The organism is Allomuricauda sp. NFXS6 (assembly GCF_040148835.1).
GTDB lineage: Bacteria > Bacteroidota > Bacteroidia > Flavobacteriales > Flavobacteriaceae > Flagellimonas.
This window is the reverse complement of record NZ_JAGEMG010000003.1, coordinates 339,330-357,942: the sequence shown is the minus strand read 5'-3', so window position 1 is coordinate 357,942 and position 18,613 is coordinate 339,330. Positions and strand designations below refer to the sequence as shown.

Annotated in this window: 7 protein-coding genes and 1 pseudogene; 1 reads left to right on the top strand and 7 read right to left on the bottom strand. The window is 43.3% G+C overall.

What is annotated here, in order from left to right:
- Positions 1-123 precede the first annotated feature (123 nt).
- Positions 124-747, top strand: a pseudogene (locus J4E06_RS07100) (DUF5677 domain-containing protein); the annotation flags it as partial.
- Between the two features lie 151 nt (positions 748-898).
- Here J4E06_RS07100 and J4E06_RS07095 read toward each other — a convergent pair.
- Genes J4E06_RS07095 through J4E06_RS07065 form a run of 7 tightly spaced genes read right to left on the bottom strand, consistent with a single transcriptional unit; the run spans position 899 to position 18,579 of the window.
- Positions 899-1,423: a hypothetical protein gene (locus tag J4E06_RS07095; protein ID WP_349523336.1), complete on the bottom strand. Its 525-nt coding sequence runs from the start codon at positions 1,421-1,423 to the stop codon at positions 899-901.
- Positions 1,410-8,618: an Ig-like domain-containing protein gene (locus tag J4E06_RS07090; protein WP_349523335.1), complete on the bottom strand. Its 7,209-nt coding sequence runs from the start codon at positions 8,616-8,618 to the stop codon at positions 1,410-1,412. Before J4E06_RS07090 ends, J4E06_RS07095 begins: the two co-directional genes overlap by 14 nt.
- Positions 8,619-8,629: 11 nt before the next feature.
- A complete protein-coding gene (locus J4E06_RS07085) occupies positions 8,630-12,286 on the bottom strand; it encodes an RHS repeat protein (protein WP_349523334.1) in 3,657 nt (1,218 codons plus the stop codon).
- 4 nt (positions 12,287-12,290) lie between these two features.
- Positions 12,291-13,760: a fibronectin type III domain-containing protein gene (locus J4E06_RS07080; protein WP_349523333.1), complete on the bottom strand. Its 1,470-nt coding sequence runs from the start codon at positions 13,758-13,760 to the stop codon at positions 12,291-12,293.
- A 43-nt stretch (positions 13,761-13,803) separates the two neighbouring features.
- Entirely contained in the window at positions 13,804-15,246 is a 1,443-nt protein-coding gene (locus J4E06_RS07075) for a fibronectin type III domain-containing protein (protein ID WP_349523332.1), read from the bottom strand.
- A complete protein-coding gene (locus tag J4E06_RS07070; protein ID WP_349523331.1) occupies positions 15,233-16,720 on the bottom strand; it encodes a fibronectin type III domain-containing protein in 1,488 nt (495 codons plus the stop codon). The genes J4E06_RS07075 and J4E06_RS07070 overlap by 14 nt, the downstream gene beginning before the upstream one ends.
- Positions 16,717-18,579, bottom strand: a complete 1,863-nt coding sequence (locus J4E06_RS07065; RefSeq protein WP_349523330.1) for a DUF2341 domain-containing protein — start codon at positions 18,577-18,579, stop codon at positions 16,717-16,719. Before J4E06_RS07065 ends, J4E06_RS07070 begins: the two co-directional genes overlap by 4 nt.
- Between the last annotated feature and the right edge of the window lie 34 nt (positions 18,580-18,613).

Here is an 18,613-nt window from a genome sequence, read left to right as displayed (position 1 = left end):
TGGGATATGTGTCCCCTAAACAATATCTGGAACTCAATTCCTTGTGCGGTACCGCACAAGGAATTGAAAACGATAACTTTGATGAAGTTTTAGAAAAATAAGCAGTTCTATCTAAGGGAAGTCTACAAGTGTACGATGTCCTTGGAGTATATTTTGAATGAAGATTCAAAAAACAGGGCTTTATCCTATATTGTTTGGAACATTTTCAAAGATCTTGATTTATATGAAAAACTAGATTCAACAACCAAAACTGGCAAGTTATTCAAAAAAGAAATAGAGAAAGATGCTTTGCTTCCAAACGCAGATGCTTTAACGAAAAGCTATGATTTAGAGAATGCGACAAAATACTCTAAAAGCGTATTAGGACTTAAGCAGAATGAAGATATTGTAAAGGAATACCACAGAACTGCGACAAAAAACAAAAACTTTCAATGGTACTCAATGTTTGACGGACCAAAGAATATTGAACAACTTTCAAAAATATTATCAAAGCACGCCTCCTATGAGGTATTTTATCGTCAATTGTCAAAGGATGTGCATGCTACCAATGTCCATGTTAGAAAGTTAAGTTCTGAAAGTAAAGGTGATGTTTCTGTTATCCAATTAAGAACACCTCAGGATACTGGAACTGTGATTCAATTGGTCGACAACTTCATTCTAATGTCATTTATGAAGTATATAAATGTAAGGTTACCTGAAAGAAAAGATGAATTTAAAAATTGGTATATGACTTTTAGAAAAGTATAAAATTCCGACAAGAATATCATGCCCTTTTTGTTATGAAACCCAAAAGAAACAAACGCTTCCAACTCACAACACTCAAAGGAATAAAGCCTGTAAAAACAAAACAGCAACCCAAAAAGAGTTGCTGTTGATTCCATAGTTTAGTTGAAAACTTTTACCATTTCAATTCTTTTAGTAGGTCTCCTTTGGTTCTCTCAATGTTCAAATAATTAGAACATTTGATTTTTCCATTTTCTATATCAATGACGGTCAACTTATTTGAAGTTATCATACTACCATCATTCAAGGTATTCAAGAAACCGTAAAAGTCCTCAGAATCGAACCTGTCTTGTGTTGATGACTGAGCTAAATCATCATCATATAGAACTCTATCCGTTGTTCCATTCTCTGAAACTAAAACTCCAATAGAATAAAAGTGAATTACTTCCCCTCCCTCTATATAGAACATCAAAATTGTTCTTTTGAGACGATGATTGAAATTATTTTTCAACTTCTTTAAAAGAGTTTCTATGTTTTCCGATTCCTCTTTCACAATAATCTCCGCACAATTAGAATTTTCAAGGACTGTGCTTGAAGATAAATCATCTAACCTAAAAAGCTTTTCTTCTTGTGAAACCCCCTTGCAACTAATCACAAAAACTGATAGTATTGAGATAAAATAAGTTCTAATAATACTCATAATGCACTCCTTTCTTTTTCTTTCCTTCCAACTGTCTTGCAGGTAACCCATGTTCTTTTCTTATTTTGTTTTCTCCCACTCTAGTTTTCAGTTCATATTTTGGAAGAACCACTATTATACCTTTTTCCAAGTTATCCGGGTCTAAAACCGCAGGTTTAGTTAGGTTATAATCAGCAGTACCTTTGGTGAAGTCTCTAGCGTGTATTAACTCATGAGCAAGTCCAATTTCAGTCGCCCTCTGCTTATTACCGTTTTCATCGATTCCTCCTTCTGTTTTATTTAAGTTGAATGAAATATCACTCCCACTGCCCGAACCAGGTGTTCCATCACTGTTAACTAAACCATTACCACTCTTAGCCTGTGTTTGGTTTCCTCCGTCGGTAGATTCAATAGTTACTACCTTATCACTATTTACTAAATCACTTACAAGTTGAGTACCTTCAGACAATTCACCGCAATCACAATTTTCAGAATTCTTTTGAACAATCTGAACTTTCCCATTATCATCTAAACTTAATTCATCATTTGTAAGGGCTTGCAGATTAGCAAGGATTGCCTGTTTCTCTTTATCATTGCCTTTAATAATAATATCATCTGGCGACATCCCATCGGGATCGACAAATCTCATTGGATCATTAAAAGCATAATTATACGGACTATGCCTCCGCATCTGCTCCGCCAACGGATCAATATTCATCCACCTACCGAGTGCCGGGTCATAGTTCCTTGCACCAAAGTCGTATGTGGCTATAGCTTCATTGAGCCCATCCTCATATTCCTTACCGCCAAACTTCCACTTCTGCGCCACACTGTTCCCGTAGGAGGATACCACCTCATTGTACCCTTTGTGCTTAAGGCCGAAAGGATAGTAGTTGTTCTCCTCGATGATCGTGGGCGTTCCCGGATTGCTCGGGTCATCGGCATAACTCAACCTGATGTTGCCCAAATGGTCCTTGTATTGGTACACATAGTCATAACCTCCCATACCGTTTGGTGTTGCATACCCCTTTGGCTGGCTTAAAAACTGTAAAGTTTCCGTTGTGGTACTACCTGAATACACATATCCACCCGCATAGCTTGTCACAGAACTTCCCACGGTCTTTTGTAATTTTGTCCCCGCGGCATCATAAACATACGAAATATTCCCTGTATCCGTCACAATATTTGTAGGAAGATTCATATGGTTGTATTCAATATCCGTGATTCCCTTGTTTGTATCTGAGATCATGTTGCCGTTACCATCGTACTGATAATCGACCGAATTGTCAATTATGGATCCCACTATATCATCTTTAAATCCATATTGATCCGTAGTATTACGATCATCCACTATGGTCAATCGGTTGCCCGAATAACTATAGATCAGATTGTCCATGGTTCCATAATCATTAACATTGTTAATGCTCGGATTGGCCGTTACATGTCCCATACGAACAAGACTCTTGATATTACCGTTCTTGTCATAGGATATAGCATCGGTCAAATTCCCTGAGCCGTCAAAAGTACCTACATTGAAATACCCTGTATTATTATTGGCTCCTACTATTCTATTCAGTGCATCGTATTCATATCGATACCATTTCAGTGAAACGTCGGTGTTACTGGTCTTCCATTCTGTTTCTGAAATGTTTCCGTTATATAGTGGCGTTCCACCATGAACGGGATCATTATAGCTAATGGCAAAATCGAACAGATCATTGTCACTGTTGTCACTATCCCCGTTGATGCTCTTGAGCCAGCCCCTAACATTATAGGCATAATCCACTTTTTGTAGACCCGATGTCAAGGCGTATGTCGTATCCGGAGCACCACCCACTTTTTTCTCTAGTAGCTGGCCCAACTCATCATATTCGTTGTAAACAATGAGTTCTTCATTAGAAATGGCTCCGCCGGAACCTCCACTACTAGCATTCGGGTCTATCGCTAAGGTAAGCGTACCGGTCAATGTCACCGATTCCGAAGCACTCGGTGGCGCCACCGTAATACTATTGGTCGCCGTTGTACTACTTGTAATATTGGCTGCATCCAATAGAATATCCGTAGCGACCGTGGATTCATCACAGCTGTAGCCCAAGGTACCATCACCAATACATTGGGTCTGTTTGAGCAATCTGCCCACATGATCGTATTCATAATTATCTATAGTCACCACGGTGTTCCCATTGCGCGTATGCTCGCTTCGTACCTTTATGGGTTTGCCAGCAAAGTCTAATTCGGTCTCCACTATGTCCGTGGTCCCAAGATATTCGTTCATGGTCGCCTGTAAAATAGCCCTTCCCTTTTCATCATATAGCGTCAGGCTTAAAATCCATTGCTCGGGACCGTCTACCAACACCCGTGTGGTGGTAGCGGTCGGAAGTCCCTTAACGTTTTGGGATACTGTCTGACCCATGACTGTTGCCGGTATTACAAATCCGTTCAGGTCAAAATCATAGTTGTCATAATAATTGACCGTATAACCTTCATGTACCGTTGTCATCAACGAGGGATAGGTATCCATTGTGTAAAATCCGTTTTCAGGTTCTTCATCCTGGGCAGAAGCACTGTATACGTTCGACTGGGCCTGCTCTCTCGTTTCTGAAAGATCTGCCATTCCAGTGTATGCCACCCTTCCAAAGGTATCGTACTTGGTAAAGAGCCATTGGTTGTTGGCCCGCATAATGGAATCTTGGGTCATTACTGGTTGATCGAGCTTATTGTAAACAATATGTTCCCAACCCTTTCCGGGAATACTCTTTTCCACCAACCGATTGCGATGGTCATAAACATATTGGTAACCAAGGTCGTCCAAATCATTGATGATATCTGTCAAGGTGGAGGTCGTGGCATCCATCAGTGGTGGCAATACATATGTCAGGTTTCCAAAGACATCATACACATAATAGGTGTCATGCGGCTCTTCCACAGCACCGACCAAGGCATAGGTACGCTTGAGCACTACCCTACCCTGCTTGTCCTTAAATTCTTCTGTAGTGTGAAGTTTACTGGACGACCCATCATGGTTTTCATCTTTGGTAACGCTTTTATAGAGTTCCCCAGACAAGTACAATAGGTTTGGACTTTCCTCGATTAACTGAGGATTATAGGTTACTACTCCATTGATGGTATTTTCGGTAAGGTCTATATCAAACTGTCGCACTTCGTCGCCAATAAGGTTTGACCCATAATCAAATTCTATTTCGTGTCCTTGACCCAAGGCCCAGTCATTTCCAGCTGCCGCTTGTTTTACTACCCTGTTTTGGGGAGAAAACTCCATTTCCTTTTGACTGTATGGATTTAAGGTATTTCCGTACTTGGAAACATCGTAATAGTCCAAGGTCGACTGTTTCGCCGCCCCCTTTATTTCTCCAAAATTGCCATTGTCAGAAGCAAAGGGCATCCATTCTTTTTCCATTCTTCCAAAATCGTCATATTCCACATGGGTCACAATGTCTTTCTTGACTCCATTCACCAAAGGACTTTGCTCCAATCCAATGGATTGAATGTTCCTGCCTAGACCGTCAAAATAGGTGATGTCCTGAATTACACTTTCTGAAGCGGTGAAAAAATCAAAAGTCTGCTGATCGATACCTTCTTCCACCAACATTTCTTGAGCACTTTTTTGATAAGAACGTGAATAGACATAATTATCACCGATTAAATTACCCGCATTAAGATCACAGTCGTTGCTTGGATCATAATAATCCGGACAGGTATCATCGCTGTTGGCCACATAGTTTGCCGGGGCCTCACATAATGGTGAACTTGGGTTATTGCTATCCCCGAATCCATCTCCATCCTGATCCAGATACCAAACTCTTGGGGCCGTCAATATGGCTTGAATGGATCGTCTAGTTAAACTTACGCAGCCCGTTGACGTATTAATACCTTCCACATAATAGGTCGTGGTTTGGGATATAACAGGTGTGGTATAGGTTAAGCCAGTGGCAATTGGTGTTTCATCCCCAATATTATTGTACCACCTTACCTCATCGGCATTATTGGGCAAATAAACTTCCAAGATTACGGCAGAAGCTTCACAAAATTTGACATTGGATCCAAAGACATTGCTTGGCTGCCCACTGCCATATATAATATCATAGGGAGTTCGTGTTTCGGAAACACATAGCGAGTTTTGATCGTAGCTTTCCGCATAGTATGTAGCATCCCCAACAATATTATTGACCACAAGGCTTTGAGTGCCTTCCCCAACCAATGTACCACCTGTTGGGGCATCATACCATTTAACTACAACGTCTGGACGAAAATGGGCATAGAATGTGACCGTTCCCTCCGTACAATAAGACTGATACGGATTAGTTGGTGGTGCTGGCTGGTCCAGCATATCATAGGATACCGTTAATGGTGGCCCCCAACATTCAACCCCCCCTGGTCCCGATAACCTTGACCTGAGATACAAGGGACCGGAACTAATGGTCAAGGTATCGTTGGTGTTCCATGGGGCCGTTTCCACGCCATTGGGTTCCGTCTGCCAATACCATTCTTCATAATTGGTATCCAAAGGGTCACCTTTGATTATTCTAGCTTGGCCACATTCAGGCACATTACTCATGACGGTTGGTGGTTCGAAATCCTTAAAAGTAATTTCTATTTGGTCCGTACCATTACCGCAGGTGGATGTTCCCGTCAAGGAATACGTGTCCGAAGTGGTTACGGTTACGGAAACTCCGTTCCCAATGAGGTTGCCCGAACCATTCCTCCATTCACCACTGCTGCCATCGCTGGTCTGCAGTGTGACCGTTTCACCAGCGCAATAAAATACTTGGGCTCCCCCGAGCACCTCTATTTGCAGTGCAGGTGTAGTATTTAATACAAAGCTCACTTCGCGTCTTGTACTTTCCGTTCCATTACAGACCGCTGCCACATAAAAGGTTTCATTTCCCGTAAAGGTCTTGGTAAGGGTGGATATATAATATCCCGAAGCTGGCGCTGTATTCTGTTGTACCCCGAATGTTATTTCACTTCCACCTGTAGGGGCGGTATACCACTTGTGGGAAGAAACATTGTCGTAGCCATAGCTCCTAACGGAGATGACACCTGTTTCCCCGTAGCACACATCGCCCGGTATACTACCAATAGTCGGTTCTGGAACCGGGTTTACGGTGGCGGTGATCTTTATTCTGCTCGTCGCCGGACAGGAAATACTTGAATTATAACTTTCTGCGTAATAATCCGTGGTCGAACTTATGGTCCTTGTGAGTGAAGTACCCGTTCCAATTACGGACCCTCCAGTTACGGAAGTGTACCATCGGATGGTATTACCTCCGCTTCCGGGCGAAGCGGATAAAGTTACACTTCCCGGACCACATCTTTCCACATTGGATCCTGAGGCTATCCCAGGAGGAGAACCTACAGTATAGTTTACTGTTCTTGCACTACCCCAACAGTCTAAACCATCAACTTTAGATCTTAAGTATAGTGCCCCTGAAGTTACATCATAGGTTGCACTCGCATTGACAGCTCCAGTGAGCGTACCATTTGGATCGGTCTGCCAATACCATTTTTCACCAGAGGGAGGTGCTCCTCTGGTCACTGTCGCATACCCGCACTTGGGTTGTGAACTTGGATTTGATGGAGTTGTCGCACTTTTAAACGTTATTGTTATTTGGTCCGTCCCGGTTCCACAGGTAGAGGTTCCAGACAATGAGTAAGTATCAGTATTTGTTACATTCACAGAAATTCCGTTCCCAATGAGGTTGCCCGAACCATTCCTCCATTCACCACTGCTGCCATCGCTGGTCTGCAGTGTGACCGTTTCACCAACGCAATAAAATACTTGGGCTCCCCCGAGCACCTCTATTTGCAGTGCAGGTGTAGTATTTAATACAAAGCTCACTTCGCGTCTTGTACTTTCCGTTCCATCACATACTGCTGCCACATAAAAGGTTTCATTACCGGTAAAACTCTTGGTAAGGGTAGAAATATAATATCCCGAAGCTGGGGCCGTATTCTGTTGTACCCCGAATGTTATTTCACTTCCACCTGTAGGGGCGGTATACCACTTATGGGAAGAAACATTGTCGTAGCCATAGCTCCTAACGGAGATGACACCTGTTTCCCCGTAGCACACATCGCCCGGTATACTACCAATAGTCGGTTCTGGAACCGGGTTTACGGTGGCGGTGATCTTTTTTCTGCTCGTCGCCGGACAGGAAATACTTGAATTATAACTTTCTGCGTAATAATCCGTGGTCGAACTTATGGTCCTTGTGAGTGAAGTACCCGTTCCAATTACAGACCCTCCAGTTACGGAAGTGTACCATCGGATGGTATTACCTCCGCTTCCGGGCGAAGCGGATAAAGTTACACTTCCCGGACCACATCTTTCCACATTGGATCCCGTGGCAATAGCTGGCGCGGTTCCCACCGTATAGCTTACCGGAATCGCTGCCCCCCAACAGACCACGTTGGTTCCTGTTATCCTAGGCCTTAAATATAGGGAACCTGAACTGATCACATAGGTAGAACTTGCATTAGCAGCTCCTGTTGCCGTATCATTGGCACTTGTCTGCCAAAACCAAGCTTCATCCGAATCGGTAGGACTATTTCGTGTTATCGTAGCATTGCCACAACCCGGTGTCTTATTTGCAATGGTAGGGGTAGTCGTACCTTTGAAGGTTATGGTAATATATTTGGTTGCCGTAGTACTGCAACCGGTGCTACCGGTTAGCCTGTAGGTATCAGTGCTATTAACATTTACCGTAGACCCACTACCTATGGTAACCCCAGAACCATTTTTCCAACTGTAGTTACTTCCACCACTCGCGGTCAGGGTAATCGTTTCGCCAGGACAATAAAATTCCTGTGTACCACCCTGAACCCCAATAATCAAATTGGAAGAAGAGGTCATCGTAAAATCAACTTTGACCCTCGTCGTGCTTTCAACACCGTTACAGACAGCCGCCACATAATAGCTTTCACTTGAGGTAAAGGTCTTCGTGAGCGTCGAAATGTAATATCCAGATTGAGGAGCAGTATCCTGTTGAATCCCGGATGTTATAAGGGTTCCACCCGTAGGAGCAGAATACCATCTATGGGAATCTACATTCTGATATCCGTAACTTTGAGCTGAAATTGGTTTTGTCGAACCGGAACAGCCGGTATTGTTAACAGCAAAAGGCGTAGGACATTGGGCTGATAAATTGGACACCCCAAAAAGGCATAATACTATAAATAATCGATATACTGTTTTCATGGAGCCTCGCATTATTGGTTAGTTTTATATTGATAATCATAATCGGTAATCAAATTACCTTCGGCATCTTTCACTGCGTTAAGCCTATTGAATTCATCGTAGGTATAATACATCGTATAGCCCTTGGGGTCAGTAACGCTAGTCACTCCTATGAGCGGGTCATAGGTATAGGTGGTCACCATGGCCTGGGGAAAACCATCCCGTAATAACTGAAGTTCAGATCGTAGGATGTTTTCAGCACTTTCGTCGGTTTCATTAACGGTAGCTGCTATGGCATTTTCAATTAAGGTAATCTGACTACTTGAAATCGTGTTCGGGTGTCCTGTTTCATAGGTTGCATTTTCAATTTTTGCAATAGGATAAATACTATTGTAACCCCAGACATAACATGTATGTACACCATCTGATTTGGACACTTCGATAGGATTGCCATTATCGTCATACCTATGATAATTGACCCTGCTCTCCAAAGCCATTGTTTTTTTCGAAGCCTCCACAAAATCAGGAAGTACAAAACCTGTATTATCGATCTTGGGGTTGTTCCGTTGAATGGAGAGTAACGTTTCTGTTCCATCGACCCTTTCATAGGTCTCTACCTGAATGGGTTCCGAGACTTTGTTCAAATCCGAGGAAATATCACTCTGAATTGATTTAAGCTTATTGACCGCTGGATAATTCGATAGACCTCCTCCCGGAATATTCGAACTATCATAGAGCGTGGTACTCGTAGCAAAATCATCAGGGTAACGGGTCTTGGTCACTATGGTCTGCCCATTACTTTTTTTATTCTCACTCCTGGTCAATTGAAAGTGATAAGGGCTCTCATAAAAATATTTTTGCTCCGTTACAACAGGGTTTTCGCCATTTAGGTCATATGTAGTGGTCGTTTTCGAGCTCAACTCCACCAAATTCACATATAACGGATGGAACTGAAAAGTTTGATGTAGACAGGGATTGGAAATACTTAGGTCGGTGATGTATTGATACTTTGCGGTCAAGAGATAGTCGGCTGTTCTGAACATTTCCTGATAATCAAAATTTTCAGCATCAACATCTTTGTTGATCATGTAGTCCATATCATTTCTTGATATCATGGTATAGGTATTGTCATTATTCCTTTTGTAGTTCGCCTGATGATACATGATCCCATTATGGGGCAATCGTATTTGCGGGAATTGATACATGGAAGGAAAAAAGGGAATGCCAATATTATCGGTCACCTCAAAATCTTGGTAGTTAAAAAACTGGGACACTGTTTTTCCATTGTCCTCTCCATATCTGTTCTCGAAGGTGACGGTTACCTGATCGTACCCTACATAACTGCCAAAATCCTTCGAATATCCATTATTGGAGTAGGTACGCGCCACAAGGCTTGCTCCCGCCACTTGATTGGTAGATTTCACTATTGGATGTAATGCACTGCCCAGATGGTTTTTGGGGACTTCCTTGATCAACCCATAAGATCGTTCGACCGGATTACCAGCAATGGTATCCTTATAGTGATAGTCAAAGGTCCTTTTTCGCACCGGTTGGTTGGTGAAATCATAATCGGTAATACTCTTGATTCTCAGGCCACCCCCCAAGGCGAACTTACCGGGATCGCCATCATTGGAATCTCCAACCTCAAGTTCATCCCATTCCACAACGGCACTTGCCATTCCAGAGTACATTCCACCGTAATCATTAAAATATACCTCAAAGGTGTAACCGGACAAAGGAGCCGTCCCTATATTGACTTCGGCAGTTTGGTAAACTGTTCCAGAGGCTTCAAATTGACTGATGGCATCACTTAAATAAAAATATCTGGTATACGACTCTCCCGAAGTGTTGTCCGTATACTTTACGTACATGTCACTGGCGAAATCGAAGGGGTGGTTGCTAAAATCGGTCACCGTGGTCGAATAGATGGCAAGATTCATTTTTATGACCGTGTTTTCGCCTTTAGGTTCAATCACCTTGCTGGTTACTTGGGCACCTCCAAAGGTTTGTAAAATATCGGATTTCGGCACGGTGGCCGGTGGCGAGTCGGTTTGTGTGGGAATGCTTGTATACAAGGTATTATAGGTGTTCGATTCAAAATCAAATACCGTATATCCCTTGGTAGGATAGGTTATTCTTTTCAAGCTGAATAGCTTGGCTTTACTTTCGACTGGATACCGTTCTGCTTTCCATTGATTGCCGAGTGCACTGAAATTAGGGGTTCCAAATCCAATAAAAGAGCCATTGTTTTGGATACCATTATAAAAACCCCAATAATCTTGGCTCATGGATGTTTTATTGGGTATAATATTGGCATCATGATAATCGAATTCGTGTGTTTTTCCATTGGATGCAATTGAATCCAGTCGTAATCGCAAATTCAAATGGGGATTCGTTGAAGCATTATATCCATTAAGCTCACTAATATAATCACCAGTTTCGCGCATACCGGGCGTTGCAGCAGGATCTCCGAAATAGGAATAATAAAAATCATGTTGTTCCACCAAGTTTGAATTAAAATCCAGTACTTGGATATTCCTCAAATAAAAGGCAGTGGGAATGTCCTGTCTTGGCGTACCACCGGTGTCGGAATAATTGAATTTTAGCTGTCCCGTGACGGTATTGCCCAAGACAACTTCCCCATTGATGACCTCACCCCTCCCATAGGATATTTTGGTTAAATAAATATCATCGATGGCAACTTGTGGTCCAGCAATATTCACTAAACCTGTGGGGCCTCCTTGACCCTGGTTATAATACATCTCCTGAACAAAGGACTTTATCGGGTAGGATTGGGTTTCATTCAAGCCCGAACTGGTATTGACCTCATACTCATACAGCACCACATCATGGGTAGTGGAAACACTCTTGGTTAAATACCATGTGGATATATGGTATTTAGTAAGCGGGTAATCGGGCTGAGTTTTCCCAAAATGTTCAAAATAATGCTTGGTCCCGTCCTCAGTAGTTATTGCAAAAGTATAATCATATGTGCCTGTTTGCTCCCATTGGATATAATTGCTGTTCTTATCCAACATGTAGATAGAACCATCCTTTTCCATCACAAAACTTCCCGAATACCCATTAAAATTAAATGTGTATAGATCCGGAAGACTGTCCGGTATATCACCTTCGGGTAAAATATTATACCCAAAATCGTACGGCACGCCATTGACATCAAATTCACAGCTATCAGTGGCCCTGATAAATGCATTTTGGGAAAGATCAAAATAGGATGCACCGTTTATTGGATTGGTAGTGATCACCGGATCAGGCGTCGGTTCGGTACTTTCAAAATACGGATTTGCGTCTTGGTACTCATCAAAGTCAGGGTATCCATTTATAGTCCTGTTGATTACTCCACCAGCATTTAGTGCCCAACCAAGACCAACACTACCAGATTCCTCTCCGACCTTGATACCTCCGGTATGATAAGATATTGAAACGGGAACCCTAATACTCTTCTGATCGACATTGTAAATGGGAATCTGGACATTGGGCAGCCCTGCATATTCCGTTACCGGGGTTAATGCCGCTTTCATCAACGAAGCAACATTGGGGTTTTCAGGTACCACTTTGTTCAAATCTATCTCCGTATCTATCTGGCCATTGACCAAAAGGGACATAGGAAGTAAAAAAAGTAACCAAACATATTTGTTGGCCTTAACTTGATTAGATAAATATTTCATTTGGCTAGTATTTTATTTTTTCCAATTCGACAATCCTTTTTTCCAACTTCTGTTGGTTCTCTTGTTGTTGTATGATGTGGAGTGTCAACTCCTCTATTTTTTCTAATAGCAATCGGTTCATCTCACCAACTTCCAAACCATTTTGTTTGACTTCATTGGCTGAGGGAATATTGGGCAGGTGACCGTTTTCTTCAATATATTTTTTGATTTCCGCAAGGGACTTCAATTCATAATCATCCAAAAAAACATAGTCCGGCCAAACATCTTGGTCCACACGGATCTCACGGGTCCGGATATGGCCTTCGACTACTAGTTGGTAGCCAGAGGGAACCGCGGTCGTTCCTATGGCCACATTTCCAGTATAGCTTACAGTACCTGAACTTTCGTCCCAAACGGAAACCAACCCTCCAACAGTAGAAGCGTCCGTGGTCACCGTTATCTGGTTACTGTTCGCGCTTTCATTTCCTGCTGTGTCAAGGGCGGTTACGATAAAATCATAATTGGTGGCCGCAGTAAGGCCGCATACTTGATAGGAACTGACATTACCCAATGTTGCCTCCAAAGCACCGTCTTGGTATACCTTATAGTTTGTTACTCCCATGTCATCGGTAGCTCCAGTCCAAGAAAGGTCTATTATGTTTTCTCCTTTTGCCACAAGTGACAACATGGGTGCAGTTGGAGCTTGTGTATCCGGACCACTATTGGTAGTAATCGAAATTTGATTGCTATCAGTACTTTCATTGCCGTCCGCATCTACCGCACGAGCCTTAAAGTTGTAGGTTGTGTTGGCCTCAAGTCCCGGAACAAGAAATGCTCCTGTACCATCAGTATTGCTAAGATAACTGCCATCCCTGTAAACCATATGCCCAATGACACCAACATTGTCAGTAGCACCGCTAAACGATAGATTAACCGTAGTATCCGTGTTAGCAGTGGAGGTAAGTGTTGGTGTGGTCGGGGCCTGGGTATCGGTACCTGACATAAGGGTTATCGATAGCGCATCCACATAGACCGTATTACCCTGAAGGGATGGTAAGCCGGGATATATATTGATATCGATGGTAGGCCCAGATGCTGTAACAGGTATGGTAAAAGTCTGCCAATTACTCGAAACCCGCGCATATCTCTGATTCACAACATCGCCGCGAATATTGATTTCTGGGTTTTCAGTACTTGTGCTCATCGCTGAAATGGTAATCAGGTATGTTTCCCCTTGGGTCGTGGCCAATTGATACTTACCATATTTCCAACCATCACTGGACGCCTCAAACTTGATTGAATAATTGCCATGAAAAACTTCATTGGATTCAACAACTCCAGTTATGTTTCCAGATGTCCAGCCGTTTAATGCGTTGGATTCATTGGTCATACTGGTTGGATTACTTTGGGTATGAAGTTCTTGGGATTTGACCAAAACAGCGGACAAGAATATTAGAACCGTACAAAGGGATTTGATTAGGTTTATTATTTTCATTCAAAAAGATTTGGGTTTGACTCTCAATTTTCTTGAGGTCGTTTCAATTTTTAGTTTTTAGGGTATTTACTTCTTCTTTGAGTTTTATGATATGTAATGTCAACTCCTCAATCTTCTCCAACAATAGCTTATTCATTTCTCCAAGATCCAATCCATTAGCTTCTACTTCTTTTGCAGATGGAATATTGGGCAAGTGCCCATTTATATCTATGTATGTTCTGATTTCCGAAAGGGACATCAATTGATAATCATCCAAAAAAACATAGTCCGGCCAAACATCTTGGTCCACACGGATCTCACGGGTCCGGATATGGCCTTCGACCGCTAGTTGGTAGCCAGAGGGAACCGTTGTCGTTCCTATGGCCACATTTCCAGTATAGCTTACAGTACCTGAACTTTCATCCCAAACGGAAACCGACCCTCCACCAGTAGAAGCGTCCGTGGTCACCGAAATCTGGTTACTGTTCGCGCTTTCGTTTCCTGCCGCATCCACAGCGGTAACGATAAAATCATAGGCAGTGTTGGCGCTAAGCCCGGTGACTTGATAGGTGCCGACGTTTCCGGGAGAGACCTCCAAGAACCCATCCTTGTATATCCTATAGCCCGTCACTCCCACATTATCTGTTGCTCCTGACCATGAAAGGTCGATGGTGGTGTCCGTATGGGAGCCACTCAAGAGCGACGGTGCAGTTGGAGTTTGGGTATCCGCTGAACTATCCGTGGTTACGGATAGGTTGCTCGCCGTACTTTGATTTCCTGCGGCATCCAACGCCCTAACGGCAAAACTATAGGTGGTCGAAGCAGTCAAGCCCATCATTTGATAGGAGGTCACATTGCCTAAAGTTTCCATAAGGACGTCGTCCCTGTACACCTTATATTGGGTAACCCCGACATTGTCCGTGGCGCCACTCCAAGAGAGATCTACCGTAGTGGCCGTTTGTCCCGTACTTGTAAGGGATGGGGCCGTTGGAGCTTGGGTATCCGTTGAAGCTTTTTGTATCGATACAGAGTCAATGTAGACCGCATCACCAACAGCTGCGGGATATGTATTTCCAGTATAAACTTTAATAATAGCTGAAGTATCGGAAGCTGTAACACTGAATGTATACAATGTCCAGTTTGTACTTGTCACACTTTGTGAGACAAAATCACTGAAACCTTCCCATAAAAAGAAACCAGGTGTTTTTGTACTTGCTTTTTTAGCATAAATACTGATATCATAAACCTCTCCTATTTCCGCATTAAAACTATAAGATGCAATGGCCCATCCTGCTGAGGTTGCAGAAACCTTCATGCTATAATTCCCGTCAATAAATTCATCCTGCACCGAGCTAATGGATCCAGCGCTAGTAACGGACCAACCCGATGTGGCATTGGACTCATTCACAATACTTGCCGCATTGGAATGCGTATGTATTTCCTGGGCATAGCTTATCCCGACCACTAAGAGCGATAGGATAAATATCTTGGTGTTACAATTTCTCATCTGTCTGTTTTTTCAGAATTTTAATCTCACTACGTAATTCTTCATTTATCATCATTTGTTGTTTGTACTGCTCCTCCATTCGTATCGCAAAAAGCGTCAGCTCTTCGATTTTCTCCAATAACAATCGGTCCATCCTGCCCAACTCCATGCCATTGGCCTCTACTTCATTGGCTGATGGAATATTGGGCAAGTGGCCCTTTTCTTCAATGTATTTTTTGATTTCCCCAAGGGATGGCAATTCATAACCCTCTAAGAACACATAATCCGGCCAAGCATCTTGGTCCACTCGGATCTCACGGGTGCGGATATGTCCTTCAACGGCCAATCTATAACCTGTGGGAACCGAAGTCGTTCCTATGGCCACATTGCCGGTATAGTTGGCCGTTCCTCCGCTTTCCGACCATATGGTAGCTGTAGATTCGCCACCGCCGGAACTTGAATCGGTGGTCACTGCGACCATATTGCTGGCCGGGCTCTCATTGCCAGCGGCATCCAAAGCACTTACGGTAAACTCATAATAGTTTTGGGACACAAGTCCGCTTACCTGATAACTGCCCACATTCTCCAATGTGGCTTCAAGCTCATTGTTCTTAAACAGCTTATATCCGGTCACTGCGACATTGTCGCTTGCCCCATTCCAGCTCAAGGACACCGTTGTATCGGTTTGTGCGGAGCTTAAAAGGTTTGGCGGAGTCGGAGCCTGGGTGTCCGATACTGGATTGGTCAACTCATTATAGATGTTTTGAATTTCAGTTGCTGAAAGTGCTTTACTGAAAATCCCAATGTTCTTTATGTTAGTTTCAAATTCAAAACCTAGTCCTGTATTTGTACTTTCAACATCACGCCGCGCGCCGATCAATACATCCACATTCACCAAATCTGTTCCAACACTTCCGCTCCCCCTGGTTTGTATAAGTTGGCCGTTCAAATATAATTTCGACTCTGTCGGAGATACTACAAGGACAAAATGTTGGTTCTCTTGGACAAGACCATTACTTGTTGTAAAATAATCCCAACTACTACCTATACTGGTCCAGTAATAGCTATTGTTGTTGATGTTGATACCATATTGCATATTATTATAAATCACGCCTTTGCAAACAAAAAAGCCAGCAGTTGGAATACCTGTTCCCGACATTCCCATGATTGTGAACTCATCGGTTCCCGGCATGAAATCCAATAGGGCAGGGTTTCCAAGGTTGATAGCATTGCCCGACCCAGTAAAACTGAATTCTTTTTTACCATTTCCATCAATATTCAACAGGACGGATCCTTCAATGGTGATACCGGATAGAACCCCTGCCTGATCTGTCACATTGGTAATCACAGAACCATCTGTACCAGTTTGTTCTTCGGCATCTATCCATGTTACCAATTCAGCAATACGGGCGCTTGGAGGAACCAAGGTCGTTTGGGTCTGTGCAAATATCAAGACTGGCAGTAGCCCACCCATTAATAGAATTATCTTCTTCATTTTTTGGTCTTTAAAGCATTGATTTCAGCTTGTTGCTTTGCGTTTTCTCTTTTCAATTCGATGAGATACAGTGTCAACTCCTCGATTTTTTCCAATAACAACCGGTTCATTTCCCCCAATTCAACACCATGGTCCTTGACCTCTTGGGCCGATGGAATATTGGGTAAGTGTCCCTTTTCCGCTACATACTTTTGGATCTCTTCTAGGGGCGGCAGGTCATATCCCTCTTTGAATACGTAGTCGGGCCAATTACCGCTCAGCTGAACCTTGATCTCCTCACTGATCAGTTTGCCATCGATGGCCATTTTATAATCCCCGGGCACCGTAGAGGTTCCCACCCCTACTTTTCCAGTATAACTGGCCGTTCCAGTGGTTTCCGACCAGACGGAAGTTGTTGATCCACCCCCACCGGAACTAGCATTGGTAGTGACCGAGATAACATTGCTGGTAGCACTTTCATTTCCAGCGGCATCCAGTGCGCTTACCGTAAAATCATAAGAAGTGGATGCGGACAAACCAGTCACTTGATAAGAGTTGATATTTCCCAAGGTGGTCTCCAGTATACCATCCTTATAAACCTTATAATTAGTGACCCCTGTATCATCCGTAGCTCCGCTCCAAGAAAGGCCCACTGTGATGTCAGAACTTGAAGTACTGGACAAGGTCGGGGTACTTGGTGATTGTGTGTCACCACTGCTACTTGAAACACTTTCAGGATTCCCTGGTACGGCAAAGGCAGCAGGACTATTCTGGTTATGGTATTCGGTATCCGAGAAGTCTGCGGATATCACCGTCTCCGAAATCCGAAGTTCGGCAAGCTCTCCGTAGAGTTCATTGGAATTGTTGGGACTTGTATTTCCCACGGTGATGTAATCACTTACTGAAGGACGGTACCAGGAATACCCGGTTGTAGGCAATTGGGTTGTCGCCAGACCATCGGCCCGCATCAGTTCGGTCTCACCTATAACGGTTGTTTGTGAAACGGAAAAATAATGCCATCCAACGGCATCCCCGGAGGGATACGCCCTTGCTCCCTCTCCATTGGTCTCGGTCGGAGGTTCGGAGCTGAACCAGGTCCGCGCAGCATTGCTTCCATAGCTTCTCAACAGAAACCACCCCGAACCATTTCTTGCAGTAAGGGCGGTACCAAAGTTGGAGGTCGTTGCCGTGTTCTTTTTCCAGAGGGAAACACTTAGGTTACCCGAAATGTCGAGTCCACTACTGGCCATATGGTTGTAATCCGTGGTACCATTGCCTTTCCAGCTGGTTCCTCCGTACGGGGTGGTACCTGTGGTCGGCGAACCGTTGACCGTCAGATATTGATTTGAGGCACTATCATATAACCCATCATGGGACACAAAGTGATAATTTGACCACACCTCTTGGCTCCCATATGTCGAATTGGCTACCGGTTGTACTTCCCCGGCTTTGTTGTACCATATATAAATTGTAGTGTTGCTACTGGCAGACACATTGGGTACCTTGACCCATATCTGGCACTTTCTGTTCGCCGGAGTAGCACTGGTCACAAACTCCACTACTTCGATGGGCAATGGATTGTTCCCGGCAGCATCACTGGAAAATCTAATATCCCCGCCACCATTCAATGCAGAATAAGCTCCACCATCAACAATCTCAGAATTCAAGTGATCCAAGGTGATCAACATCGGAAAATCCACTAAATCGGAAGACCCGGACACTTGACTGGCTTGAATGGTGATTGGCTGTTTACGGTTCCACCCGGAAAACCCGTACAAGGGCAACTCCAACGGATCAACTATTTCATTTTCAATAGGATTCGCAAACAATGGAGGCACAAACATGAGCATAGCCATGCCTAGAAAAATTAGTTTTTTCATTTTATACTATTTATAACAATGTATTTTTAGGAAA

What these genes read in the sequence shown, in the direction of transcription:
- J4E06_RS07095 (WP_349523336.1), bottom strand. Translation starts at nt 1,423, where the DNA reads ATGAGTATTATTAGAACTTATTTTATCTCAATACTATCAGTTTTTGTG.
- J4E06_RS07090 (WP_349523335.1), bottom strand. Translation starts at nt 8,618, where the DNA reads ATGAAAACAGTATATCGATTATTTATAGTATTATGCCTTTTTGGGGTG.
- J4E06_RS07085 (WP_349523334.1), bottom strand. Translation starts at nt 12,286, where the DNA reads ATGAAATATTTATCTAATCAAGTTAAGGCCAACAAATATGTTTGGTTA.
- J4E06_RS07080 (WP_349523333.1), bottom strand. Translation starts at nt 13,760, where the DNA reads ATGAAAATAATAAACCTAATCAAATCCCTTTGTACGGTTCTAATATTC.
- J4E06_RS07075 (WP_349523332.1), bottom strand. Translation starts at nt 15,246, where the DNA reads ATGAGAAATTGTAACACCAAGATATTTATCCTATCGCTCTTAGTGGTC.
- J4E06_RS07070 (WP_349523331.1), bottom strand. Translation starts at nt 16,720, where the DNA reads ATGAAGAAGATAATTCTATTAATGGGTGGGCTACTGCCAGTCTTGATA.
- J4E06_RS07065 (WP_349523330.1), bottom strand. Translation starts at nt 18,579, where the DNA reads ATGAAAAAACTAATTTTTCTAGGCATGGCTATGCTCATGTTTGTGCCT.